At 67.7% G+C, this 19,648-nt stretch carries 25 protein-coding genes; 14 read left to right on the top strand and 11 right to left on the bottom strand.

The genetic code is table 11. From position 1 onward, the window contains the following. Positions 1 to 128: 128 nt before the first annotated feature. Positions 129 to 893: a class I SAM-dependent methyltransferase gene (locus ESP51_RS18585; protein ID WP_241843259.1), complete on the bottom strand. Its 765-nt coding sequence runs from the start codon at positions 891 to 893 to the stop codon at positions 129 to 131. A gap of 222 nt (positions 894 to 1,115) precedes the next feature. Between ESP51_RS18585 and ESP51_RS18580 the strand changes: the two genes are divergently transcribed. The 8 genes from ESP51_RS18580 (at position 1,116) to ESP51_RS18545 (ending at position 7,247) form a co-directional block, all read left to right on the top strand. After that, positions 1,116 to 2,240: an ABC transporter substrate-binding protein gene (locus ESP51_RS18580; protein ID WP_129522381.1), complete on the top strand. Its 1,125-nt coding sequence runs from the start codon at positions 1,116 to 1,118 to the stop codon at positions 2,238 to 2,240. Between the two features lie 10 nt (positions 2,241 to 2,250). Next, positions 2,251 to 3,165: an ABC transporter permease gene (locus ESP51_RS18575; RefSeq protein WP_129522380.1), complete on the top strand. Its 915-nt coding sequence runs from the start codon at positions 2,251 to 2,253 to the stop codon at positions 3,163 to 3,165. Then, positions 3,162 to 4,025, top strand: coding sequence for an ABC transporter permease (locus ESP51_RS18570; RefSeq protein WP_129522379.1), 864 nt, complete (start codon positions 3,162 to 3,164; stop codon positions 4,023 to 4,025). Before ESP51_RS18575 ends, ESP51_RS18570 begins: the two co-directional genes overlap by 4 nt. After that, on the top strand, positions 4,022 to 5,122 hold the full coding sequence (locus ESP51_RS18565; RefSeq protein ID WP_129522378.1) for an ABC transporter ATP-binding protein: 1,101 nt from the start codon (positions 4,022 to 4,024) through the stop codon (positions 5,120 to 5,122). Before ESP51_RS18570 ends, ESP51_RS18565 begins: the two co-directional genes overlap by 4 nt. A gap of 71 nt (positions 5,123 to 5,193) precedes the next feature. Continuing rightward, positions 5,194 to 5,811: a VOC family protein gene (locus tag ESP51_RS18560; RefSeq protein ID WP_129522377.1), complete on the top strand. Its 618-nt coding sequence runs from the start codon at positions 5,194 to 5,196 to the stop codon at positions 5,809 to 5,811. Between the two features lie 35 nt (positions 5,812 to 5,846). After that, complete coding sequence (locus ESP51_RS18555) at positions 5,847 to 6,473, top strand: GrpB family protein (protein WP_277871098.1); 627 nt, start codon at positions 5,847 to 5,849, stop codon at positions 6,471 to 6,473. 154 nt (positions 6,474 to 6,627) lie between these two features. Further along, positions 6,628 to 6,897 (top strand): hypothetical protein, encoded by a 270-nt coding sequence (locus ESP51_RS18550; protein WP_129522375.1) that lies wholly within the window; start codon positions 6,628 to 6,630, stop codon positions 6,895 to 6,897. 122 nt (positions 6,898 to 7,019) lie between these two features. Beyond that, positions 7,020 to 7,247, top strand: a complete 228-nt coding sequence (locus tag ESP51_RS18545) for an RNA-binding S4 domain-containing protein (RefSeq protein ID WP_129522374.1) — start codon at positions 7,020 to 7,022, stop codon at positions 7,245 to 7,247. A 115-nt stretch (positions 7,248 to 7,362) separates the two neighbouring features. On the opposite strand, the gene ESP51_RS18540 is transcribed toward ESP51_RS18545, so the two are convergent. After that, complete coding sequence (locus ESP51_RS18540) at positions 7,363 to 8,391, bottom strand: leucine-rich repeat domain-containing protein (RefSeq protein WP_129522373.1); 1,029 nt, start codon at positions 8,389 to 8,391, stop codon at positions 7,363 to 7,365. Positions 8,392 to 8,586: 195 nt separating this feature from the next. Here ESP51_RS18540 and ESP51_RS18535 point away from each other — a divergent pair, with 195 nt between their 5' ends. From ESP51_RS18535 to ESP51_RS18510, 6 genes are all read left to right on the top strand, one after another. Beyond that, positions 8,587 to 9,156 carry a dihydrofolate reductase family protein gene (locus ESP51_RS18535; RefSeq protein ID WP_129522372.1) on the top strand — a complete coding sequence of 190 codons (570 nt, stop codon included), beginning with the start codon at positions 8,587 to 8,589 and terminating at the stop codon, positions 9,154 to 9,156. Positions 9,157 to 9,166: 10 nt separating this feature from the next. After that, complete coding sequence (locus ESP51_RS18530) at positions 9,167 to 9,706, top strand: GNAT family N-acetyltransferase (protein WP_129522371.1); 540 nt, start codon at positions 9,167 to 9,169, stop codon at positions 9,704 to 9,706. An 89-nt stretch (positions 9,707 to 9,795) separates the two neighbouring features. Further along, the gene (locus tag ESP51_RS18525) at positions 9,796 to 10,413 is read left to right on the top strand and encodes a hypothetical protein (RefSeq protein WP_164990594.1); all 618 of its coding nucleotides are present in this window, start codon (positions 9,796 to 9,798) and stop codon (positions 10,411 to 10,413) included. 72 nt (positions 10,414 to 10,485) lie between these two features. Next, positions 10,486 to 10,923 carry an alternative ribosome rescue aminoacyl-tRNA hydrolase ArfB gene (arfB, locus tag ESP51_RS18520; RefSeq protein WP_129522369.1) on the top strand — a complete coding sequence of 146 codons (438 nt, stop codon included), beginning with the start codon at positions 10,486 to 10,488 and terminating at the stop codon, positions 10,921 to 10,923. 115 nt (positions 10,924 to 11,038) lie between these two features. Further along, positions 11,039 to 11,467, top strand: coding sequence for a DUF1801 domain-containing protein (locus ESP51_RS18515; protein WP_129522368.1), 429 nt, complete (start codon positions 11,039 to 11,041; stop codon positions 11,465 to 11,467). A 155-nt stretch (positions 11,468 to 11,622) separates the two neighbouring features. Continuing rightward, the gene (locus ESP51_RS18510; protein WP_129522367.1) at positions 11,623 to 12,021 is read left to right on the top strand and encodes a hypothetical protein; all 399 of its coding nucleotides are present in this window, start codon (positions 11,623 to 11,625) and stop codon (positions 12,019 to 12,021) included. A 110-nt stretch (positions 12,022 to 12,131) separates the two neighbouring features. On the opposite strand, the gene ESP51_RS18505 is transcribed toward ESP51_RS18510, so the two are convergent. The 9 genes from ESP51_RS18505 to ESP51_RS18465 form a co-directional block, all read right to left on the bottom strand. Continuing rightward, complete coding sequence (locus tag ESP51_RS18505; protein WP_129522366.1) at positions 12,132 to 13,106, bottom strand: D-ribose ABC transporter substrate-binding protein; 975 nt, start codon at positions 13,104 to 13,106, stop codon at positions 12,132 to 12,134. 62 nt (positions 13,107 to 13,168) lie between these two features. Continuing rightward, on the bottom strand, positions 13,169 to 14,290 hold the full coding sequence (locus ESP51_RS18500; protein WP_129522365.1) for an ABC transporter permease: 1,122 nt from the start codon (positions 14,288 to 14,290) through the stop codon (positions 13,169 to 13,171). A 5-nt stretch (positions 14,291 to 14,295) separates the two neighbouring features. Next, on the bottom strand, positions 14,296 to 15,858 hold the full coding sequence (locus tag ESP51_RS18495; RefSeq protein WP_241843258.1) for a sugar ABC transporter ATP-binding protein: 1,563 nt from the start codon (positions 15,856 to 15,858) through the stop codon (positions 14,296 to 14,298). Next, entirely contained in the window at positions 15,855 to 16,505 is a 651-nt protein-coding gene (locus ESP51_RS18490; protein ID WP_129522364.1) for a DUF2291 family protein, read from the bottom strand. The genes ESP51_RS18495 and ESP51_RS18490 overlap by 4 nt, the downstream gene beginning before the upstream one ends. Before the next feature lie 49 nt (positions 16,506 to 16,554). Next, complete coding sequence (locus tag ESP51_RS18485) at positions 16,555 to 17,433, bottom strand: phosphogluconate dehydrogenase C-terminal domain-containing protein (protein WP_129522363.1); 879 nt, start codon at positions 17,431 to 17,433, stop codon at positions 16,555 to 16,557. Further along, positions 17,430 to 18,224 (bottom strand): sugar phosphate isomerase/epimerase family protein, encoded by a 795-nt coding sequence (locus tag ESP51_RS18480; RefSeq protein ID WP_129522362.1) that lies wholly within the window; start codon positions 18,222 to 18,224, stop codon positions 17,430 to 17,432. Before ESP51_RS18480 ends, ESP51_RS18485 begins: the two co-directional genes overlap by 4 nt. Then, positions 18,221 to 19,000 carry a triose-phosphate isomerase family protein gene (locus tag ESP51_RS18475; RefSeq protein WP_129522361.1) on the bottom strand — a complete coding sequence of 260 codons (780 nt, stop codon included), beginning with the start codon at positions 18,998 to 19,000 and terminating at the stop codon, positions 18,221 to 18,223. The genes ESP51_RS18480 and ESP51_RS18475 overlap by 4 nt, the downstream gene beginning before the upstream one ends. Beyond that, positions 19,000 to 19,470, bottom strand: a complete 471-nt coding sequence (locus ESP51_RS18470; RefSeq protein ID WP_129522360.1) for a ribose-5-phosphate isomerase — start codon at positions 19,468 to 19,470, stop codon at positions 19,000 to 19,002. The genes ESP51_RS18475 and ESP51_RS18470 overlap by 1 nt, the downstream gene beginning before the upstream one ends. Next, the coding region (locus ESP51_RS18465; protein ID WP_129522359.1) for a DAK2 domain-containing protein at positions 19,463 to 19,648 on the bottom strand (186 nt) is incomplete at its 5' end. The genes ESP51_RS18470 and ESP51_RS18465, both read right to left, overlap by 8 nt.

The following is a 19,648-nucleotide window of genomic DNA, read 5'->3' as shown; positions in this document are numbered from 1 at the left end:
CCACGACGGGGTGCGCCCGGCGGCCACCGGCCCCAAGCCCCGGCCGAAGCGCGCCGACCGGCGCCGCACCGACGCCCGCCCGCGCCCTCCGGTCTGATCGAGCGACATCCGTGTCCGTATGGGATCGGCTATCGGGCGCCGCTGCTCGCAGCGCGGCGAGCGGTGTGGCGAAGTGGTGCCAGAACGATCAGCCAGGACGTGTAGTGCTCAACGATGGTTCCCCCGAGTTCGCGCGCCGCGGCCGCGGCTTCATCTACTTCGCCGGCCGACCAGTCACTGAAGGTTCCGAACAGCCGGCGGATCTGGTCTTCATTGAGCGTGATGTCCCAGCGATACGTGCAAATGTCCTCGACTGTGAAGAGTCCGGATCGGGTGAGCGCCTCTGAGGTCGCGCTGACGTCCTCGGGGTCGCCTTCCCGGGGAGGAGCGGCGCGCCGGTCCACGATTCGCTGGACATGTTCCCGGAACCGGGTGCTTGCGGCTGCGGGATCGCCGAACACGTTGCGCCACACGAGGAATCGACCGTCCGGCTTGAGTGCTCGGTGAACGATCGGAAGAACGCTGTCAAGATCCATCCAGTGGATTGAGGTAGCCGCCAGGGCAAGGTCGAACGAGGCTTCCTCGGCGTCATACTCTTCCGCGCGAGCTTGAACTATTTCTGCGTCCGGATGCAAGCTTCGCAAAGCGGCCGCCAAGCGGGGGCCGGGCTCGACGGCCACGACCTTCATGCCCGCCGCCAGCAGTGGCCCTGTCACCTGCCCCGTTCCCGCTCCAAGATCGAGTGCGCGATTGCCACGTCGAATGAGGCCGGTGTCGCGGATACGGTCCCAGAGTGCGACCGGATAGGCGGGCCGCGCCCTCGCGTAGTCATCGGCTCGCGCGTCGAAGTGCATTGAATCACCCACGAGAGAACAGTACGGGTGTGCGGGCATCGCGCACCTCGGCCGCGACGCCCGGCCGCGCCCTCCGGTCTGATCGGCTGCGCTTCTTCTCTCGTTCACGCGAACAGGGCCGCCGGTTCATCCGGCTCTCCTAGCGTCGTGCCCGGCCGACGGCGGCCACAGCGCACGCCGTCGGCGTGCTCCGCCCACGGCTGCACCCGAGAGAGGAAGCCCATGCTCCGCCTGCCGGACAGCTCTTCACGCCGTGTCCTCGCGGTCTCCGCCCTCGCCGCGGTCGCGGCACTCACCCTGAGCTCGTGCGCCCCGGCCGCCGACGCCTCCGACGCCGCGAGCGCCACGAGCGTCACCGACTTCGGCAGCTTCGCCGACCTCGAGACCGCCGCCAAGGCCGAGGGCGCGCTCAACGTCATCGCCCTGCCGCGCGACTGGGCGAACTACGGCGAGATCCTCGACCTGTTCGCCGAGCGCTACCCCGAGATCGCGATCACCGAGCAGTCGCCCGACATCTCGAGCGCCGAGGAGATCCAGGCCGCCGAGACGAACGCCGGACTCGACACCGCACCCGACGTGTTCGACCTCGGGCTGACGGTCGCGCTGGAGAACACCGACCAGTTCGCGCCGTACAAGGTGCAGACGTGGGACGACATCCCCGACGCGCTCAAGGAGGCCTCAGGCCTCTTCGTCGGCGACTACGGCGGATACATGTCGATCGGCTACGACTCCTCGAAGTTCGATGCGCCGAACGAGCTCGGCGACCTGCTGAACGGGGAGTACAAGGGCTCGGTCGCGATCAACGGCGACCCGACGCAAGCGGGCGCTGCATTCGCCGCTGTCGGACTCGCGACGGTGCAGAGCGACGGCACCCTCGACGACTTCCAGCCCGGCATCGACTTCTTCTCGGAGCTGAATGCCGCGGGCAACCTGCTGAAGGTCGACGTGACCACCGCCACCGTGACGTCGGGTGAGACCCCCATCGTCTTCGACTGGGACTACCTGAACGCCGCACACGCCGACGCCAACCCGAACTGGAAGGTCGTCATCCTTCCGGGCACCGGGTACGCCGGCTACTACAACCAGGCGATCAACAAGGATGCCCCGCACCCGGCGGCGGCGCGCCTCTGGCAGGAGTTCCTCTACAGCGACGAGGTGCAGAACCTCTGGCTCGCCGGCGGTGCGCGCCCCGTGCGCGCCGAAGCCATGGCCGAGGCCGGCACGATCGACGAGGCACTCTTCGAGGCCCTTCCGGCGACGCCGGAGACCACCGTCGTGCCGACGGAGGAGCAGAGCACGAACGCCGGCACGCTCCTCGGCACCGAGTGGGCGGCAGCGGTCAACTGACCGCCGTGTCATGACGACCCTCGCTCCCGCAGCGACCCGCGCCGGGTCGGGCTCATCCAGCCCGGCCCGGCGCGGCGCGTCATCCGTTCCGAGCCTCCTCGGCCTGGCACCGTTCGCCGTCTACCTGCTGCTCTTCCTCGCACTGCCCACGCTCATCGCGATCGGCAGCGGCTTCATCGACGATGACGGTCGGCTCACGTTCGAGAACGTCGCCGCCCTCGGCGATCCCGTGATCGTGCAGACGTTCTGGAACTCCACGTGGCTGTCACTGCTCACGGCGGTGATCGGTGCCGTCGTCGGCGCACTCGCCTGCTACGCGATGCTCGGCCTCCCGGCGGGTGGGCGCATGCGCTCCCTCGTGGATGCCGCGAGCGGCGTGCTCGCCCAGTTCGGCGGCGTGATGCTCGCCTTCGCCTTCATCGCCACCATGGGGCTGCAAGGCGTCGTCACCCTCCTGCTGCGCGATGCGTTCGGCATCGACCTCTTCGCCGAGGGCGCCTGGATCTACGGCCTGCCCGGGCTCATCCTCCCCTATATCTACTTCCAGGTGCCGCTCATGATCATCACGTTCATGCCCGCGATGAGCGCCCTGAAGCCGCAGTGGGCCGAGGCCAACCTCACGCTCGGCGGCACGCCGTTCGGGTTCTGGACGAAGATCGGGCTGCCGGTGCTCGCACCCTCGTTCTTCGCGAGCTTCCTGCTCCTCTTCGCGAACGCCTTCTCGTCGTACGCCACCGCCGCGGCACTCGCGAGCCAGGGCTCGCAGATCGTGCCGCTGCAGATCCGCACCGCCCTCACGAGCGAGACGGTGCTCGGCCGCGAGAACCTCGCTGGAGCCCTCGCGCTCGGCATGATCCTCGTGATGGCCGCGGTGATGTGGCTCTACTCACTCGTGCAGCGACGCGCGGCGAGGTGGCAACGATGAGCGCGGCTGCGACACGTGTGGCCGGGTCGACCAGCGGATCGAGCAGCGGGGCGACCACCGGGTATGCGCCCGGTCGCGGCATCCGCTGGCTGATCGGAATCCTCGTCGCGGGCACGTTCGCCATTCCGATCGTCTCGATGGTCGAGTTCACGCTGCGCGACGGCGAGGGCCACTCGCTCGTGCACTGGGCGGCACTCTTCGACCCCGCGAACGCCCAGCGCTACCAGCCGATCTGGATCGGGCTCGGCAACTCGCTCGCGCTGTCGGTCGTGACCGTGGCGATCGTGCTGTTCCTGCTCGCGCCCACGATGATCCTCGTGAACCTGCGGTTCCCGCATTTGCGGCGCATGTTCGAGTTCGTCGTGCTGCTGCCGATCTCGATCCCCGCGATCGTGCTCGTCGTCGGGCTCGCGCCCATCTACCTTGTGATCGGCCGCAGCCTCGGCACCGGCGTCTGGACGCTCGCGTTCGCGTACGGCATCACGGTGCTGCCGTTCGCGTACCGCTCGATCCAGGCGTCGATCGACGCCACCGACATCCGCACGCTCGCCGAGGCGGCGCGCACGCTCGGCGCCGGATGGCCCACGGTGCTCGTGCGGGTGCTCGCGCCGAACCTGCGGCCCGGGCTGCTCGCGGCATCCCTCATCTCGGTCGCGGTCGTGCTCGGCGAGTACACGATCGCGTCGCTCCTCAACCGCCAGAACCTGCAGACGGCGCTCGTCGTCGTGAACAAGCAGGATCCGTACGTCGCCGTCATCCTCTCGCTCGCGGCCCTCGCCTTCGCCTTCGTGCTGCTCATCGCGATCGGCCGGGCCGGGCGAACGGGCGGTCGCCAACGCAGAAAGCAGAGCCCATCATGACCGGCAACGACACCATCGCAGCGGCGGATGTCGCGACATCCGACAACTCATTGCTCGCGACCCGCGGCGCGGGCACGGCCGTGAGCTTCGAGGGCGTCGTGAAGGACTACGGCACGACGCGGGTGCTGCACGGCCTCGACCTCGCGATCGAACCCGGCGAGTTCGTCTCGCTGCTGGGACCGTCGGGGTGCGGCAAGACCACCGCCCTGCGGGTGCTCGCCGGGCTCGAGCAGGCGAACGGCGGGGTCGTGCGCATCGGCGGCGCGGATGTCTCGGGGGTGCCCACGAACCGGCGCGACCTCGGCATGGTGTTCCAGTCGTACTCGCTCTTCCCCCACCTCACGGTCGCGGTGAACACAGCCTTCGGGCTCCGGATGCGCAAGCTCGCGCGCGCGGAGGCCGCGAAGCGTGCAGCCGACGCCCTCGAACTCGTCGGCCTTTCGCATCTCGCCGACCGCTACCCGCACCAGCTCTCGGGCGGGCAGCAGCAGCGCGTGGCCCTCGCGCGCGCCCTCGTCACCGAACCGCGCGTGCTCCTGCTCGACGAACCCCTCTCGGCGCTCGACGCGAAGGTTCGCGTGCAGCTCCGCGATGAGATCCGGCGGATCCAGCTCCGGCTCGGCATCACGACGGTCTTCGTGACCCACGATCAGGAGGAGGCCCTCGCCGTCTCCGACCGGATCGCCGTCATGCACGCGGGCGGCATCGAGCAGATCGGCACGCCCGAGGAGCTCTATCGCCGGCCGAAGACCGCGAACGTCGCAGCGTTCGTCGGGCTGTCGAGCGTTCTCGCCGCCGAGATCGTGCAGGGCGTCGCGCTCGTGCTGGGCCATCGCCTCCCGATCATCGGTGAGCACGGCGACGGCCCCGCCGAGGTGTTCGTGCGGCCCGAGAACGTGCGGCTCACGCCCGCGGGTGCGTCGGCCACCGTGCAGGAGAGCACGTTTCTCGGCAGTGTGCGGCGCACCCTCGTGAAGACGGCCGACGGCGGACTGCTGCGCCTGCAGCATCCGGTGTCGGAGCGCGTCGAGTTCGGCGAGCACGTGTCGGTCGAGCTGCTGCCCGAGCCGGTCGCGGTGCGCCCTCGGGAGTCGTGAGCTGCGACGAGACCGGCTGACGCTGAGGGCGATCCCGGCGCTCTCGCTGTGGGAGGCCTAGGCTGGCGATCGTGAGCGAGCTCGACCATCTTGTCGTGGCGGCCGCCGACCTCGCCGAGGGCGCCCGTTGGGTCGAGGAGCGCCTCGGCGTGGCCATGGACGCCGGTGGAAGGCACGAGATCTTCGGCACGCACAACGGCGTCCTCTCTCTCGGTCCCGACTGCTACCTCGAGGTCATCGCCGTCGACCCCGAGGCGCCAGCGCCGGCCCGGGCGCGATGGTTCGAGCTCGACACCGAGGCGATGCGGGCACGGCTCGCCGGGGGTCCCGGGTTGGTGCACTGGGTGGTGCGCGTCCCATCGCTCGCCGACGAGCCGGACGTGATGGAGTTGCGTCGCGGGAGCAACCGGTGGGCACTCACCGTCGCACCAGACGGTCGGATGCCGCTGGCCGGGCTTGCGCCGTCACGCATCCTCTGGCACACACCCCCGCCGGCAACGCTCCTGCCCGACAAGGGGATCCGCCTCGACACTCTGAGCATCTCCACGCCCGACGTGGCGGCGCTTCGCCCGCTCGTGGCCGACGTGGTGGGCCCCATCGCCGTCAGGCCGGGCGACTCGGGTCTCGCCGCGACATTCTCAACTCCGTCGGGCCCGGCAGCGATCGGCGGCCCCACCGGCGTGGGATGAGCGACTCCGAGTTCTTCTCCGGAGATGGTTGAAGGGTGACGACACATCCCCTCTGGCGACCCTTCGCGCCTTGGGCGAACGCAGCCCGCCAGCGGCAGCGCATCGCTTTCCGTCAGACTGACCCCGGCGTCATCCAGGAACACACCACCGCCTGGCTGGATGACTTTCGGATGGTGCGTCGCGTCGTCACCGACGCGATCGATGATCAGGTTCTCGCCATCCGGCATGTCGGCTCGACGTCCGTTCCCGGGCTCGTCGCCAAGCCGGTCATCGACGTCGACCTGACCGTCCCCGACGTCGAAGAGGAGCCCGCCTACCTGCCTCGATTGGAAGCGGCCGGCTTCCGACTCATCTTCCGCGACGAGATGGCCGGCGATCCACACCGGCATCTCACGTTCGCGATCCCGAACACGAACCTGCATGTCTGGAATCGGGGAGCCGTCGAACCGCAACGGCATGCGCTGTTCACCGAGTGGCTCCGCGTGAACGCGCCTGACCGTCAGCGATACAACGACGCCAAAACGGCAGCCACTGACGCGGCCGGGTCCGTACGGTACAACGATCTGAAGGCGGCGGCTGTGTACGACATCTACGAGCGAGCCTTCATCGCAGATCCACGTCATCACCACGACCCTCAGCCGCGCTCCGACGATGACCACTGAAGGATCCGCTTGCGGTCGTCCGCAGACCGACCGCCCTCAAGCCGCCCTATCTCGTCCGATCGTTGCCACACGGGGATCATCGCGTTGTCGCCGCAACTCGACGAGCAGGGCGGGTCGTACGGGCTGCGGGCTGCGGACACGAGACAATGAGCGCATGTCTACCTCCGTCGAACGCCGCACCAACCGGGCTGCCTGGGCCGCGTTCTGGTTCGCGCTGGCCGGCCTCGTGCTCATGCCGATCCCGCTGTTCATCGGGTTGATCCTCGGCGGCGGCCTCTCGATCGTCGCCGCAATCCTCGCCGTGATCGCCCTCCTCAAGGGGCTCGCGCGCAGCGGCAAGGGCATCGCGCCCGTCGTGTTCGCCGCAATCTTCATCGCGCTCACGTGGGGCGGCATCTCGGTCGGTGGCGGCACCATCTGGTAGGTCGACCGGCCGGTGGTTTCCTGTTCATCAATCCCGCCGGCGTGTCCGCCGGCACGGAGTGCGAAGTCGTCTCGCTGAGCAACCGGCTTCGGAGCCGGCACCTGGTCGACTAACATTCGGGGATGACGAACCCGGCTCCGATCGACGACGTCCCGATCGGCGGTGAGGTCATTCGCCTCGGGCAGTTCCTGAAGTTCGCTGGGCTCCTCGACTCCGGTGGAGACGTGAAAGAGGCCATCATCAACGGCGATGTGGCCGTGAACGGCGAGGTTGATCGCCGACGCGGACGGCAGCTGCAGGTCGGCGACATCGTCAGCTTCGATGGACACAGGGTCCGCGTCAGCGAGTGAGGGTAACCGAGGCGGTCGGAGCTAGAGAGCACCAAGCGCAGTCGGCAAACGCCGAAGGGGATCAGGGCACGGTCGGCGCTTGCTCGAAAACGGGTCGAAGGGATTTACTGCCGGGTCACTGGTAGATGAAGAGTCCTTCTAATCCGGCTAGCGGGCTGACGTCCTGTGCAGCTGAGCCGGTCAGATCGAGTTCGGTGAGGTTGGTCAGTCCGGACAACGGGGAGAGATCAGTGAGGGACGTGTTGCCGTCGAGGTAGAGCCGCTCGAGATTCGTCAGTCCGGCCAGGGGTGTCAGGTCGGACAGGCTCACGTTGGTTGTCAGGTGAAGCTCGATAAGGCCGGTCAGGTCGGCCAGGGGCGTGACGTCGGTCAAGTCCGGGCTCTCCGTTACAAGGAGCCTGCTGAGGCCACCAAGCCCAGCCAACGGCGTGAGGTCTGTGACAGCAGGATTCCTGGACAGGCCGAGATCGGTGAGGCCGGTCAGACCAGCCAACGGGCTGACGTCGGTGAGGTTGCCGAAACCGGCGAGCGTCAGCTTGTTGAGCCCGGTCAGCTCCATCAGCGGACGAAGGTCGGCGAGAGGGCCGTCGGTCACCTCGAGGTAAGTGAGACCGGTCATCCCTGCAATCGGGGTGAGATCGCTCAAGTGCGGATTATTCACCAGCCAGAGGGTGGCAAGGGTGGGATGGCCGGCCAGTTCGGACAACGGGGCGAAATCGGTGAGGGACGGGTTATCGATGAATTTCAGCTCGGTGAGATTCGGAAGTGCGGCGAGCTGTTCGATGCCATCGAGGGTCGCCATCCCCCTGCAGTCCACTTCGGTGAGCTGTTCAGGATCCTCGACGCCGAACAGAGCCATGCTGTATTGAATGCACTCCTCCACGTTGCCATCCGTGGGTAGGGTGGGCGGCCAGGTGGGAGCGGTCGACGGTTCGACGGACGCCGGTTCTTCGGGGACAGGTTCTTCGGAGACAGGTGCACAACCGCTGAGAACGGCCACCGCCCAGACCGCAGCGAGCAGCCCTACCGCCTGCCAGGCCGGCTTTCGAGATACTCGCATCGCATCAGCGTATCCGCGCCCCACGATGCGGCGCCTAAGCCATTTGGTCAGCGCGACAATTCCCGCCGCGGCGACCGCGGCCACTCCAGAACGGAGACGTTCCAGACAGCGAGTGAGTCCATGCCAGATGGACTCGGCCGACGCGGGCGGGCGCCCGCCGCGTTACCGGCTCGACTGCGGTCTAATGTAGGTGCGATCGGGGCGCCGATGAGAAATGGCGCCGGCAGTCGTCTGAGTACGGTCCGGGTGACGCGGGGCGCGCATCAAGGGAGAGCAAGGATGAGACCACTTCGATACTCGATCAACGTCACGCTCGACGGCTGCTGCCATCACGAGGCAGGGCTCCCCCCGGACGAGGAGTCGATGCGCTACTGGACCGCTGAGATGGAGCGAGCCGACGCCCTGCTATTCGGCCGGGTGACCTACGAGATGATGGAGTCGGCGTGGCGGAAGCCGGCCACGGGCACGTGGCCTGACTGGATGGATGAGCTGCAGGTCCCCTTCGCCGAGACCATCGACCGGGCGAAGAAGTACGTCGTGTCGAGCACACTCAGCGGGGTCGCTTGGAGTGCCGAGCTGGTGCGAGGCGACTTGGGACCAGCGGTTCAGCGGCTCAAGCAGGAGTCAGGCGAGGGCCTGTGGGTGGGTGGCGTGACGCTCCCGCTGGCGTTGGCAGATCTGGGACTGATCGACGAGTACGAGTTCCTTGTGCAGCCGGTCCTTGCCGGACACGGGCCGACGTTGCTCGCCGGTCTGCGCGAGCGCATCCAGCTCGAGCTCGTGGGCCGCCGTGAGTTCCGGTCGGGGGTGGTCGCCCTGCGATACCTGCCCACGCGAGTCACGGCTTGACCTGATCGCTATGAACCGCGCGCGAGTATCCGAGGGAGAGGTCGTCCTCGAGACGGATCGGCTGCTGCTCCGGCGTTGGCGTGTGTCCGATGCCGCCCTTCAGCGTGAGCTGTGGACGGAGCGCGATCCTCGCGTCCCTCCGCATCGTCGGATAGCCCCCGATGGTCACCCGACGCTGGAGGATATCGAGGGCTGGATGCGTCGCCGAGACCCAGATACCTCCCTGGGACTTCTGGCGGCAGAGCGAAGAGGTTCCGGCGACGTCATCGGCTACTGCGGCTTGATTCAAAACGTCCACGGACAGGATGGCGAGCCAGAACTGGCCTACGAGTTTCTCCGCAGAGTCTGGCGTCAGGGATATGCGACTGAGGCCTCGTGGGCAGTGCTCAGCTGGGCCAAGGAGTCAGGCTACCGACGCTTATGGGCCACAGTCCGTGATTGGAACACCGCATCTCGACGTGTGATGGCCAAACTCGGATTCGTCGAAACCGCTCGAGTAGAACCGGACAACGCCTACGGGAACTCGCTGTTCTACATGAAGGACTTGTAGTCGCCTTCGGGATCCGGCTGGCTCAGTATCGGGCATCGCTTCTCTCGGAGTGGTGCATGGTGGGACCATTCTTGTTCGCGAGTAAGGGGATGACGGTGACGCTGTATTCAGATTTTCCCGGGCGACGAACGATGCAGATCGTGGGTGATGTCTTCGCACTCGTGGTGCTTCTCGGCGGAATCGTTGTGGCCGTGTCGCTTCACAATGCGATCGCCGCGTTCGATGCGATCGGTCGGGATGTGAAGCGGTCAGGAACCGGCCTCGCGTCGACGATGAGCGACATCGGCGACAGCCTGGCCGCGGTACCGCTGATCGGCGGGAGCATACGGGCACCGTTCGACGCCGCCAGCGACGCGGGCGGGACGCTCGCTGCCGCCGGCGCCGATTGGCAACGGACCGTGCACACTCTCGCGGCCTTCGCCGGATGGACGGTTGTTGGTCTGGTCGTGTTGATCTTGTTGTTCGGTTGGATCCGTCCTCGGATCACCGGCATCGCTCGCCGCGCCACGGCGAAGCGCCTCGCAGATTCCCCGACATCCATGGACTTGCTTGCGTTCCGGGCACTCGCCACCCGGTCGCCGCAGGACCTCGCACGCGTGAACGCGGACGTCGCCGGCGCCTGGCGCCGCGGCGACACTGAGGTCATCAGGCAGCTCGCGGCCCTCGAGTTGAGAGCATCAGGAGTTCGCCTCCCCACGGCGGGCTGAGGAATTGCGGGCCCGGCTCCGGTAGCCGATCCGTCTGGGGGCGCATCTCGAGCGTAAGAGGATGATGGATGCATGCCCGCTGCCCACCGTCCCGGTCTTCGGGTCGACTCAAGACTCACGATCCCCGAGTCTGAGCTGTCTTGGCGGTTCTCGCGGTCATCCGGTCCTGGTGGGCAGGGTGTGAACACTGCCGACTCCCGAGCGGAACTCGTGTGGGATGTGGCAGGCTCGGCCGTCCTCTCTCCGCTCCAGCGGGAGCGACTGCTCGAGCGTCTGAGCAGTCGCCTTGTCGACGGAGTACTGACGATCACAGCATCCGAGCACCGCGCGCAATTGCGCAACAGGAATGCTGCGCTCGCTCGGCTCGCCGCCGTCGTGGCCGACGCTCTGCGGCCGCCGTCACCGTCGCGACGACCGACGAGTCCAAGTCGCGGTGCCAAGCAAAGGCGCCTGGAAGCGAAGAAACGGCGAACCGACGTCAAGCGACTGCGGCGTCCACCCGACGACTGACCACCGAGGTGGCACCCCTGGACGAGAGGACGCCGAGCCGTCCGTTTGGGATCGCGGTGCGGATCGGCCCGTTCTCGTGAGTGACGTGCCAGCAGTCGGGTGTCACACTTGAGCCATGGGTGAACCGAAGACGGTGCCGACGGATGCCGACGTGCACCAGTTCCTCGAGGCGGCCGCGACTCCCCGACGCCGTGAGGAAGGGCTTCGGATCGCCGAGATCTTCGGCGAGGTCACGGGCACGGATCCGGTCATGTGGGGTCCCACGATGGTGGGATACGGAAGCTTCCGCTATATCTCGCGTGCGAACCCGCGCACGCGCGGGAACTGGTTCAAGACCGGGTTCTCGCCTCGCAAGGCGCAGTTGACGTTCTACGGACTGAACGACCTACCGGAGGCCAAAGCGCTGGTTCCGAAGCTGGGCACCTTCACGGAGGGCGTCAGCTGCGTCTACGCGAAGAAGCTCGAGGACCTCGATCTCGAGGTGCTGCGCCGGCTGATCGCGATCGCGTGGGCACGGACAGACGATCCCGAACCGGCGTCGTGAGGACGCCTCGGACGCCGTCAACCGAACACCGGTAGGGCGCTCCTGATCAGCGCGGATCGGTCAGCCCATCACGCTCGGTCGATCGCGTCCGGGGCGGAGGGGCCATTCGCTGACAGTGCCGGTAGGCACCACCGAACTCGCCTAGTCTCGGTCGCATGACGTTGCCTGATTCCGCCGAAGCTGGCGCTCCATTACCGATGGATCGCAAAGCGAAGTCAGCGGCGAGGGTCATTGTGAAGGTGCTCTATAGCGTGACCTTTCTTCCTGTCGCGATGTGGTGCCTCTTCTGGGTATGGGCGATCGCCAAGAACATGCGGGATACGAGTATGGGGAGGGGCGATTCCGAACTCTGGCCCATGATCGCGAATTCCCTCCCTGCTTTGGTCATTCCGTTGCTTTGGACCGCTGGCGTGGCGGGCTCCGCGATACTTGCGCGTCGAGGCAGACGCTGGCTTCTCTGGGCCATGATTTTCCTTGTCCTCGTGGTGGTTGCCCTCGTCGCGGTCATCATCCCATTCGTCGTTTACTTCGCGAGCTACAGACCGATGCCGTGACCAGCTGGCTTAGCTGTGGCTCGCGAGAGAGCTCCAGCGCCAGCGAAACACACGTGGGCCAATGGAGAAGGCGCCCGCAGTCCGGCGAGCGCCTTCTCCAGTTGCCAGTCCTACTCGAGTGCGAACAGCGTGTAGGAACCCGCGTTGTCGGCGTTGATCACGATGCAGTCGATCGACTGCTTCTCGTCTTCGCCGGTCTCGCCGGTCGTGATGAAGCTGTCGGCCTGTTGCACGGCGAGCTGCGAGATCAGCACGGCCGGCTGCAATCCGGTGGCGAGGAGCTTGCCGTCCTCGATGGCCGCCACGGCATCAGGGCTTCCGTCGAAGCCGGCGATGACAACCTTGCCGGTGAGCCCCGCTGCCTCGACGGCGGCGACGGCACCGAGCGCCATCGTGTCGTTGCCCGCGATGATGCCCTGCACATCGGGATCACGCTGCAGCAGCGTCTCGACCTTGCTGAATGCCTCGTCCTGGCTCCAGTTGGCGGTCTCCTTCGCGACCTGGGTCAGGTTCGGGTACTGGGAGATGACGCTGGCGAACGCCTCGGAACGGACGCCGGCATTCGTGTCCGACTCCTTGCCGGTGAGCTCGATGTACTTGCCGCCATTCGGAAGTGCAGCGACGAACTCCTCAGCGACCGCTGCGGCGCCCTGCGCGTTGTTGGCGACGATCTGCGCCTTCGCGATGCCCGTCTCGTTGATCTCACGATCGATCAGGAAGACGGGGATGCCGGCATCCTCCGCCTTCTGCACCGGGCCGATCGAGGCATCCGCACCGGCATTGTCGAGAATGATCGCCTTGGCGCCGTTGCTGATGGCCGCGTCGATGAGCTCGCTCTGCTTGTTCGGGTCGTCGTCATGGGAGGCGACGGATGTCTCGTATCCCAGCTTCTCGGCCTCGGCCTGTGCGGCATCCGCTTCCGCCTTGAAGAACGGGTTGTCGTGAGATGGCGTGATGATCGCGATGAGGCCGCCCGCCTCACCGTCTCCGCCAGTACCGCCATCCGCTCCGCTGGGAGACGAACAGCCCGCCAACGCCAGTGCCGTGAGTGTGGCCGCAGCAGCCGCGATGATCCTGCGTCGCATGTCTTGCCTTTCGATCGGGTGTTTCACTAACGGGCACCGACCGACGGCCGATGCCCTCTCGGTCAGTTGTCCGCTTGCGGCGCCTGACGCGAAGACTGTCGGTCCGCCGCGGCGAGGGCGGCGTTCTTGGAGCGCTTGATGCGCTGCTGGGCCTGGTCGAGCATCACGGCGAGGATGATCACCGCACCCTTGATCGTGATCTGCCAGAACGTCGACACTCCGAGGAGCACGAGACCGTCGCTGAGGAAGCCGATCACGAAGGCGCCGATCAGCACGCCTCGCACGTTGCCCCGACCTCCGGTGAGCGCCGCACCGCCGATGACCACGGCGGCGATCGCGTTCAGCTCGAACGTCTCGCCGAGTTGCGGAGCCGCGCTCGTGAGCTCGGACGAGATGATCAGCCCGGTCGTGGCCGCGCAGAATCCGCTGATGATGTACACGCGCATCTTCACCTTCTTCACCGGCACGCCGGAGAGCTCGGCTGCGCGCTCGTTCCCGCCGGTGGCGTAGACCCAGCGGCCGAAGGGGGTCTTGCGCAGCACGAAGACGGCGATGAGGGCGAAGACCACCATGATCCAGATGGCGGTCGGGATCCCGAGAATACGGCCCCCGCCGATCAGGAGGAATCCCTGGTTGCCGAGCTCCTCGCTGCCCGCGAGCCGCGGGTAGGTGGTGCCGTTCGAGATCAGCAGGGCGGCGCCGCGGGCCACGTAGAGCATGCCGAGCGTGGCGATGAACGGTGCGACGTTGAACCTCGTGACGAGCACCCCGTTGACGGCCCCGACGAGGGTTCCGACGGCGAGCGAGGCGATCACGACGACCCAGACCTGCGGGAAGGCGACGATGTCGAAGAGCTCCAGCTGCCAGCCCTGCAGCAGGGTGCCGGCGACGACGCCGGACAGTCCGACGGTCGAGCCGACCGACAGGTCGATGCCGCCCTTGAGGATGACGAACAGCATGCCGATCGCGAGGATCGCGTTGTAGGCGACGTGCTTGGTCATCGTGATCAGGTTGTTCATCGTCAGGAACGAGTCCGACAGCGACGCGAAGACGATCACGAGGAGGATCAGCGCGATGAAGGCGCGTCCTTCCATGAGCAGCGACCAGATGTCGACGTTGCGGGAGGGCCGCTTCGGATCGGGCGCCGGCTTCGTGGCGGTGGGTTCGGCCTGTTGGGTGGTCATGGCGTTCATCGGTGTGCGCTCCCCGTCAGTTCTTCCTCGGTCGCCTCTCCGGAGGCGATCATCAGGTCTTCGCGTGTGGCGTTCTTCGGCTCGAACTGGCGGACGATGCGGCCCTTCGACATCACGACGACGCGGTTCGAGACGCCGAGCGCCTCGCTCACCTCCGACGTGGCGAAGAGCACGGCGAGGCCGCGCCGAGCCTCACGGGCCATGAGAGCGAAGATCTCGCCCTTCGCTCCCACGTCGATTCCCCTCGACGGTTCGTCGAGCAGGATGACGTCGGGTTCGGTCATGAGCACCTTTCCGATGACGACCTTCTGCTGGTTCCCGCCCGACAGCGAGGTGATCGACGCTGAGGGACCGGATGTCTTGACGCGAACGTCGGCGATGCCCTTCTCGACGGCATCCCGCTCGCGGCGGTCGCCGATCCAGAAGCCCAGTACGTAGGCGCTCAGGCTCGCAAGGGAACTGTTCTCCCCCACCGACATGGTCTGCACAAGTCCATCCCGCTGCCGGTCCTCGGGAACGAGCGCGAGCCCCATCCGGATGCGGTCGGCGATCGATTCGCCGCGCAGCTCCCGCCCGCCGACGGTGACGGTGCCGCGCTGGATCGGCGCCCGGCCAGCGAGTGCTTCGAGCAGTTCCGTGCGGCCGGCGCCCATGAGTCCGTAGAGGCAGACGATCTCGCCGGCCCGGACGTCGAGGCTGAGGTCGTCGACGGCGAGCCGGGTGGGATTGGATGGGTCGGCGACGGTCACGTTCCGCAACGACAGCGCGATCTCGCCGAAGTCGTCGCGCAGGTCGGGGCTGAGGTCGTCGGCTGATCGTCCCACCATGTTGGAGATCACCCAGGCGATGTCGATCGCGTCGCGTTCCCCCGTCGCCACGAGCTCGCCGTCACGGAACACGACCGCGTGGTCGGCGATCTCGAGTGCCTCCTCGAGGTGATGGGAGATGTAGACGATGGCCACCCCCGAGTCGGTCAGCTCGCGGATGAGCCGGAACAGCACTTCCACCTCGTTGCCCGAGAGCGCCGACGTCGGTTCGTCCATGATCAGCACCCGAGCATCGCCGGCGAGCGCGCGAGCGATCTCGACGACCTGCTGCTGGCCGAGGCGGAGGTCCGCGACGAGAGTGCGCGGGTCGAGCTGTTCCTCCAGCCGCGCCATGAGCTCGCGCGTTCGCACGTTCTCGGTGCGTTCGTCGACGACGATCCCCCCGCGAACGAGTTCACGGCCCATGTAGATGTTGTCCCGGATGCTCAGGTTCGGACACAGGCTGAGTTCCTGGTGGATGATCGCGATGCCGTGCTCCGCCGCGTCGACGGTGCTGGCCAGCTGGATCTCACGGCCGTCGAGCTCGAGGATGCCGCTCGTCGGCGTCTCGACACCGGAGAGGATCTTCATGAGCGTCGACTTGCCCGCACCGTTCTCTCCGAAGAGCGCCGTGACCGCACCGCTCCGGATCTCGAAGTCCACGCCCTTGAGCGCCCTCGTGGCGCCGTAGGTCTTCGTGATCTGCCGTGCGCGCATCACCACGGCGTCCCGTTCGATCGCCGCGTCGCTCACGGCTGCACCTCGAACACGACCGGGACGACCGACACGAGTGCCGGATTCACCCTCGTGAACGCGCCGACGACGTGCAGCGTCTTCCCCTCGAGCGAGGCGGGGTCGAGATCGCTCAGCGCCGTCTCGCGCACGCTGTTGTTCAGCTCGGTCGCGACCTCCTGGAACTCGAGCTGGTTCTTGAACTCGTTGAAGGAGACCGTGCCGGTGACGTCGCGGATCGCCGTTCCGTTGATCGCCGGGCCGATCTGGACCTGCACGGTGACACCGCTCGGCATTCCTTCGACCGTGACGGGCAGGATCGATCCGTTCGGGGCTCCCGCGACGGCGGTGAACTCCACCGGGAAGCTGTACGAGCTGCCCGCTCCAGGCGTGTGGCCGAACTCCGCCTCGTCGGCCCCGGCCGCAAGGTCCTCGAGCAGGCCGGCGAGGTCGATCGCGTCGGCCTCGATCTGCGGCGCGATCTCCGACTCGTACCGTTCGGCGGCATACCCGGCGGGGTCGAACGCCTTCCCGCTCGTGGCCGCTTGCGCGTCATCCGTCGTGACGAACCTCGTGCTGGCCACCGCGGCGGAACCGAGCACGAGCACGGCGACGGTCCACACCATCCACGGCCTGATCGGCGGGCGTCTGCGGGTCGGGCGGGTCATGTGCTGCTCCTTTGCAGGTGGTGAGGGGTGCGTTCGCCGTACGTGAGGATCAGCGTTCGATCTTGTCGAGGTGGAGCATGCGGGCGAGGTTCTTGTCGAGCTCGTCGTCGCGGAACACGCGCTTCCAGTCGTCCTTGATGATCGCCTCGCGCCCGTAGTCCATCGCGATGAGGCACGCGTCGCTGAAGGGGTTGTCGCCGCGCAAGCCGTTCGCGAGCGCGACCTGCGTGTGGCCGAGCAGGATCGAGCGAGCGGCGGCCTCGTGCACGCCCATGGTGTTCACGGCCTCGTCGAGCGCCTCCTTCAGGAGCGCACCCACCATGCACGCGATCGTCTCGACGAGGGTCGGCTCGAGCTGGGCGAGCTGCTTCACCGTGACCCAGTGCACGTCGATGACAGGAGCGTAGATCGCCCGCACGGTCGCCTCGACGATGGCCCGCTTGGCCGGGTCATCCGACTCGATCGCCGCGATCGCGTCTTGCGGCGCCGCGATGCCGCCGAACGTGTCGGCATATTCCTCGGGGGTCGTGCGCTGCAGGAAGATCGACGGATGACACGGGTGCGCCACCGCCTGGATGACATCGTCGCGCGTGGTGAGCAGGCCCGCGTACGCGGCCGCCGGGTCGAGCGTGAGCACGATCGCGCCGGGCTTCAGCTGCGGCACGAGGTCGGCCGTGACGGGGCCGAGGGCGAGGTCGGGCACCGCGAGCACGACGATGTCGGCATCGCGCACGGCCTCAGGCGACTCGGTGAGGTCGCGGCCGGCGGCGCGGACGCGCTCCTGGCCGGCGGGCGAGTTCTCGCTGTAGAAGACCGTGTGCTCGGTCTTGACGAGGTTGTCGGAGACGCGCATCCCCATTTTGCCGCCGGCGCCGATGACGGCGATCTTGTAGGTGTCTGTAGTGGTGGTGGTGGTGGTGGTGCTCATCGGATGCTCCTCAGGTAGTCGAGTGCGGTGGTGGTCCAGGCGATCTCCGCCTGGACGGTGGTTTCGGGGTCGCCCTGCCAGGGCAGCCAGTGTTCGACGATCTCGTTCACGCCGCGCGCCTCGGGATTCACGGTGGCGAGCAGGTGCGGGTAGTCGTGCAGCCCCTCCCCCATGGGGGCGCCGCTGTAGGTGAAGCCGACCCATCCTTCTTGGCGGGAGAAGGCGAAGTCCTTGGCGTGCACGTTGCGGGTGAGCGGCGCGCACCGCTCGACGGCGTCGCGCGGCAGCTCGAGGCCCGCGACGACGTTGGCCGGGTCGAGGCAGATGCCGATTCGATGGCTGCCGACGCGTTCGACGAGCCCGATGAGGTCGGCGGTCGGCACCTGCTCGTAGGTCTCGAGGGCGAGCGTGACACCTTCGACCTCGTAGGCGGGCATGACCTCGCGCAGCATGCGCTCCGCCTCCTCGAGGCCTGGTCGGAAGCCGGGCGCGTAGACCATGCTCCGCACGAGGTTGGCGTCGAACCGCTCCGCAAGGCGGAGGAACGTCATGAGGTGATCGGGCGAGACACCCTTGGTGCCGAGCTCGATCCGGATGCCGAGTCGGCGTGCCGCGAGCGCCGCCTCGCCCAGCTCGGCCGACGACATCAAGAGCAACGGAGCGTAGTCGCAGATCTGGAACAGGTCGACATCGAGCTCGCGGGTGCGTTCGAGCGCCCCGATGAGGTCGAGCGGAGCGGGAACCCGCTCCGACTGCTGCCAGAAGAAGGCGTAGCTGCCGAGGCCGATCACGCGGCGACCCCAGCTCGTCGGTCGGCGAGCGCCGCTGCCTCGTCGAGCACGTCGGCGAGGGCGTCGGGGTCGTGCGCGAAGCGGCCGAGGAAGAGCCCGTCGACGGCCTCGCCGAGCCGGGTAAGCAGTCCCGGACCTGCCGAGCCACCATAGATCACCGTGCTGTCGTCGCGGTCGTCGAGCGCGTCGACGGCGTCGCGGAGCGCGCTCGCTACGACGGCGATGTGCTCAGCGGGGGCGGGCTCGGGGGCCCCGATCGCCCACACGGGCTCGTACGCCACGATGACGCGCCCGGCGGGGGCGCCGTCGAGTGCCGCGTGCAACTGCCGCACGACCTCGGCCGCGGCATCCGTCGCCTCGACCCGCTCGTCTTCCCCGAGGCAGAGCACGAGAGTGAGGCCGTTGCGCAGGGCGGCGGCCGTCTTGGCGGCCACGACCTCCTCGGTCTCACCGAACAGCCGCCGCCGCTCGGCGTGCCCGACCTCGGCGAGCCGCACGCCGACCTCGGCGAGCTCGGCGGCGGAGACCTCGCCCGTGTACGCGCCGGCATCCTCGGTCGCGACATCCTGCGCACCGATGACGACGCACGTGCCGCGGAAGGCCTCGATCGCCGGCAGGAGCTGCACGTAGGTCGGGATCACGAAGCACTCGACGCGGCCGTCGACGACCGCCGGATGCCTCGCCGCAAGCTCGGCGACCTGCTCGAACCAGCGGCGCGCGTCGGCGTGCCCGAAGTACATCTTCAGGCTCACCCCGACCGACACGCTCGCGGGCATCAGCAGGATCCGGTCGTCTCGTACTGGCCGATGGCCGCGACCTTCTCGGCGGAGGCCGAGGCGGGGTCGAAGCGGTAGTCGACCCACTCGCGCACGAGCCGCCGGGCGAGCTCGATGCCCACCACGCGCTGGCCCATCGTGAGCACCTGGGCGTCGTTGGAGAGCACGCTGCGCTCGACCGAGAAGCTGTCGTGCGCGGTCGCGGCACGGATGCCGGGCACCTTGTTCGCGGCGATCGCGACGCCGAGGCCGGTGCCGCAGATGAGCAGCGCCCGGTCGGCCTCACCGGCGGCGACGAGTTCGGCGGCCGTGACGGCGACCCTCGGGTACGCCGTGTGGCCCTCGGCGTCGACGCCGACATCGATGACGGATGCCACGCCGCCGTGCTGCTCGAGATCGCGCTTCAGGATCTCCTTGTAGTCGAACCCGGCGTCGTCACTGCCGACGACGATGCGGAGCTGTTCAGGCATGCTCGTGTTCCTTCCCCTCGTCGGTCGATCCGACGAGCACTTCCCCTACCGCGTGCACGATGAGGGCGAACGAGTGGGCGCCGGGATCCGGCGTGCCGAGGCTCTTCTCGGCGTGCGGGCGGGCGCGGCCCATGCGCGGCAGGAGGTCGGCGGTCGCGGCGGCCGCGGCGGCCGCCGT

Source organism: Agromyces albus, from assembly GCF_004134825.1.
Classification (GTDB): Bacteria; Actinomycetota; Actinomycetes; order Actinomycetales; family Microbacteriaceae; genus Agromyces; species Agromyces albus.
Note: the sequence above shows the minus strand (reverse complement) of the source record. Positions and strands in the feature narration are given on the sequence as shown.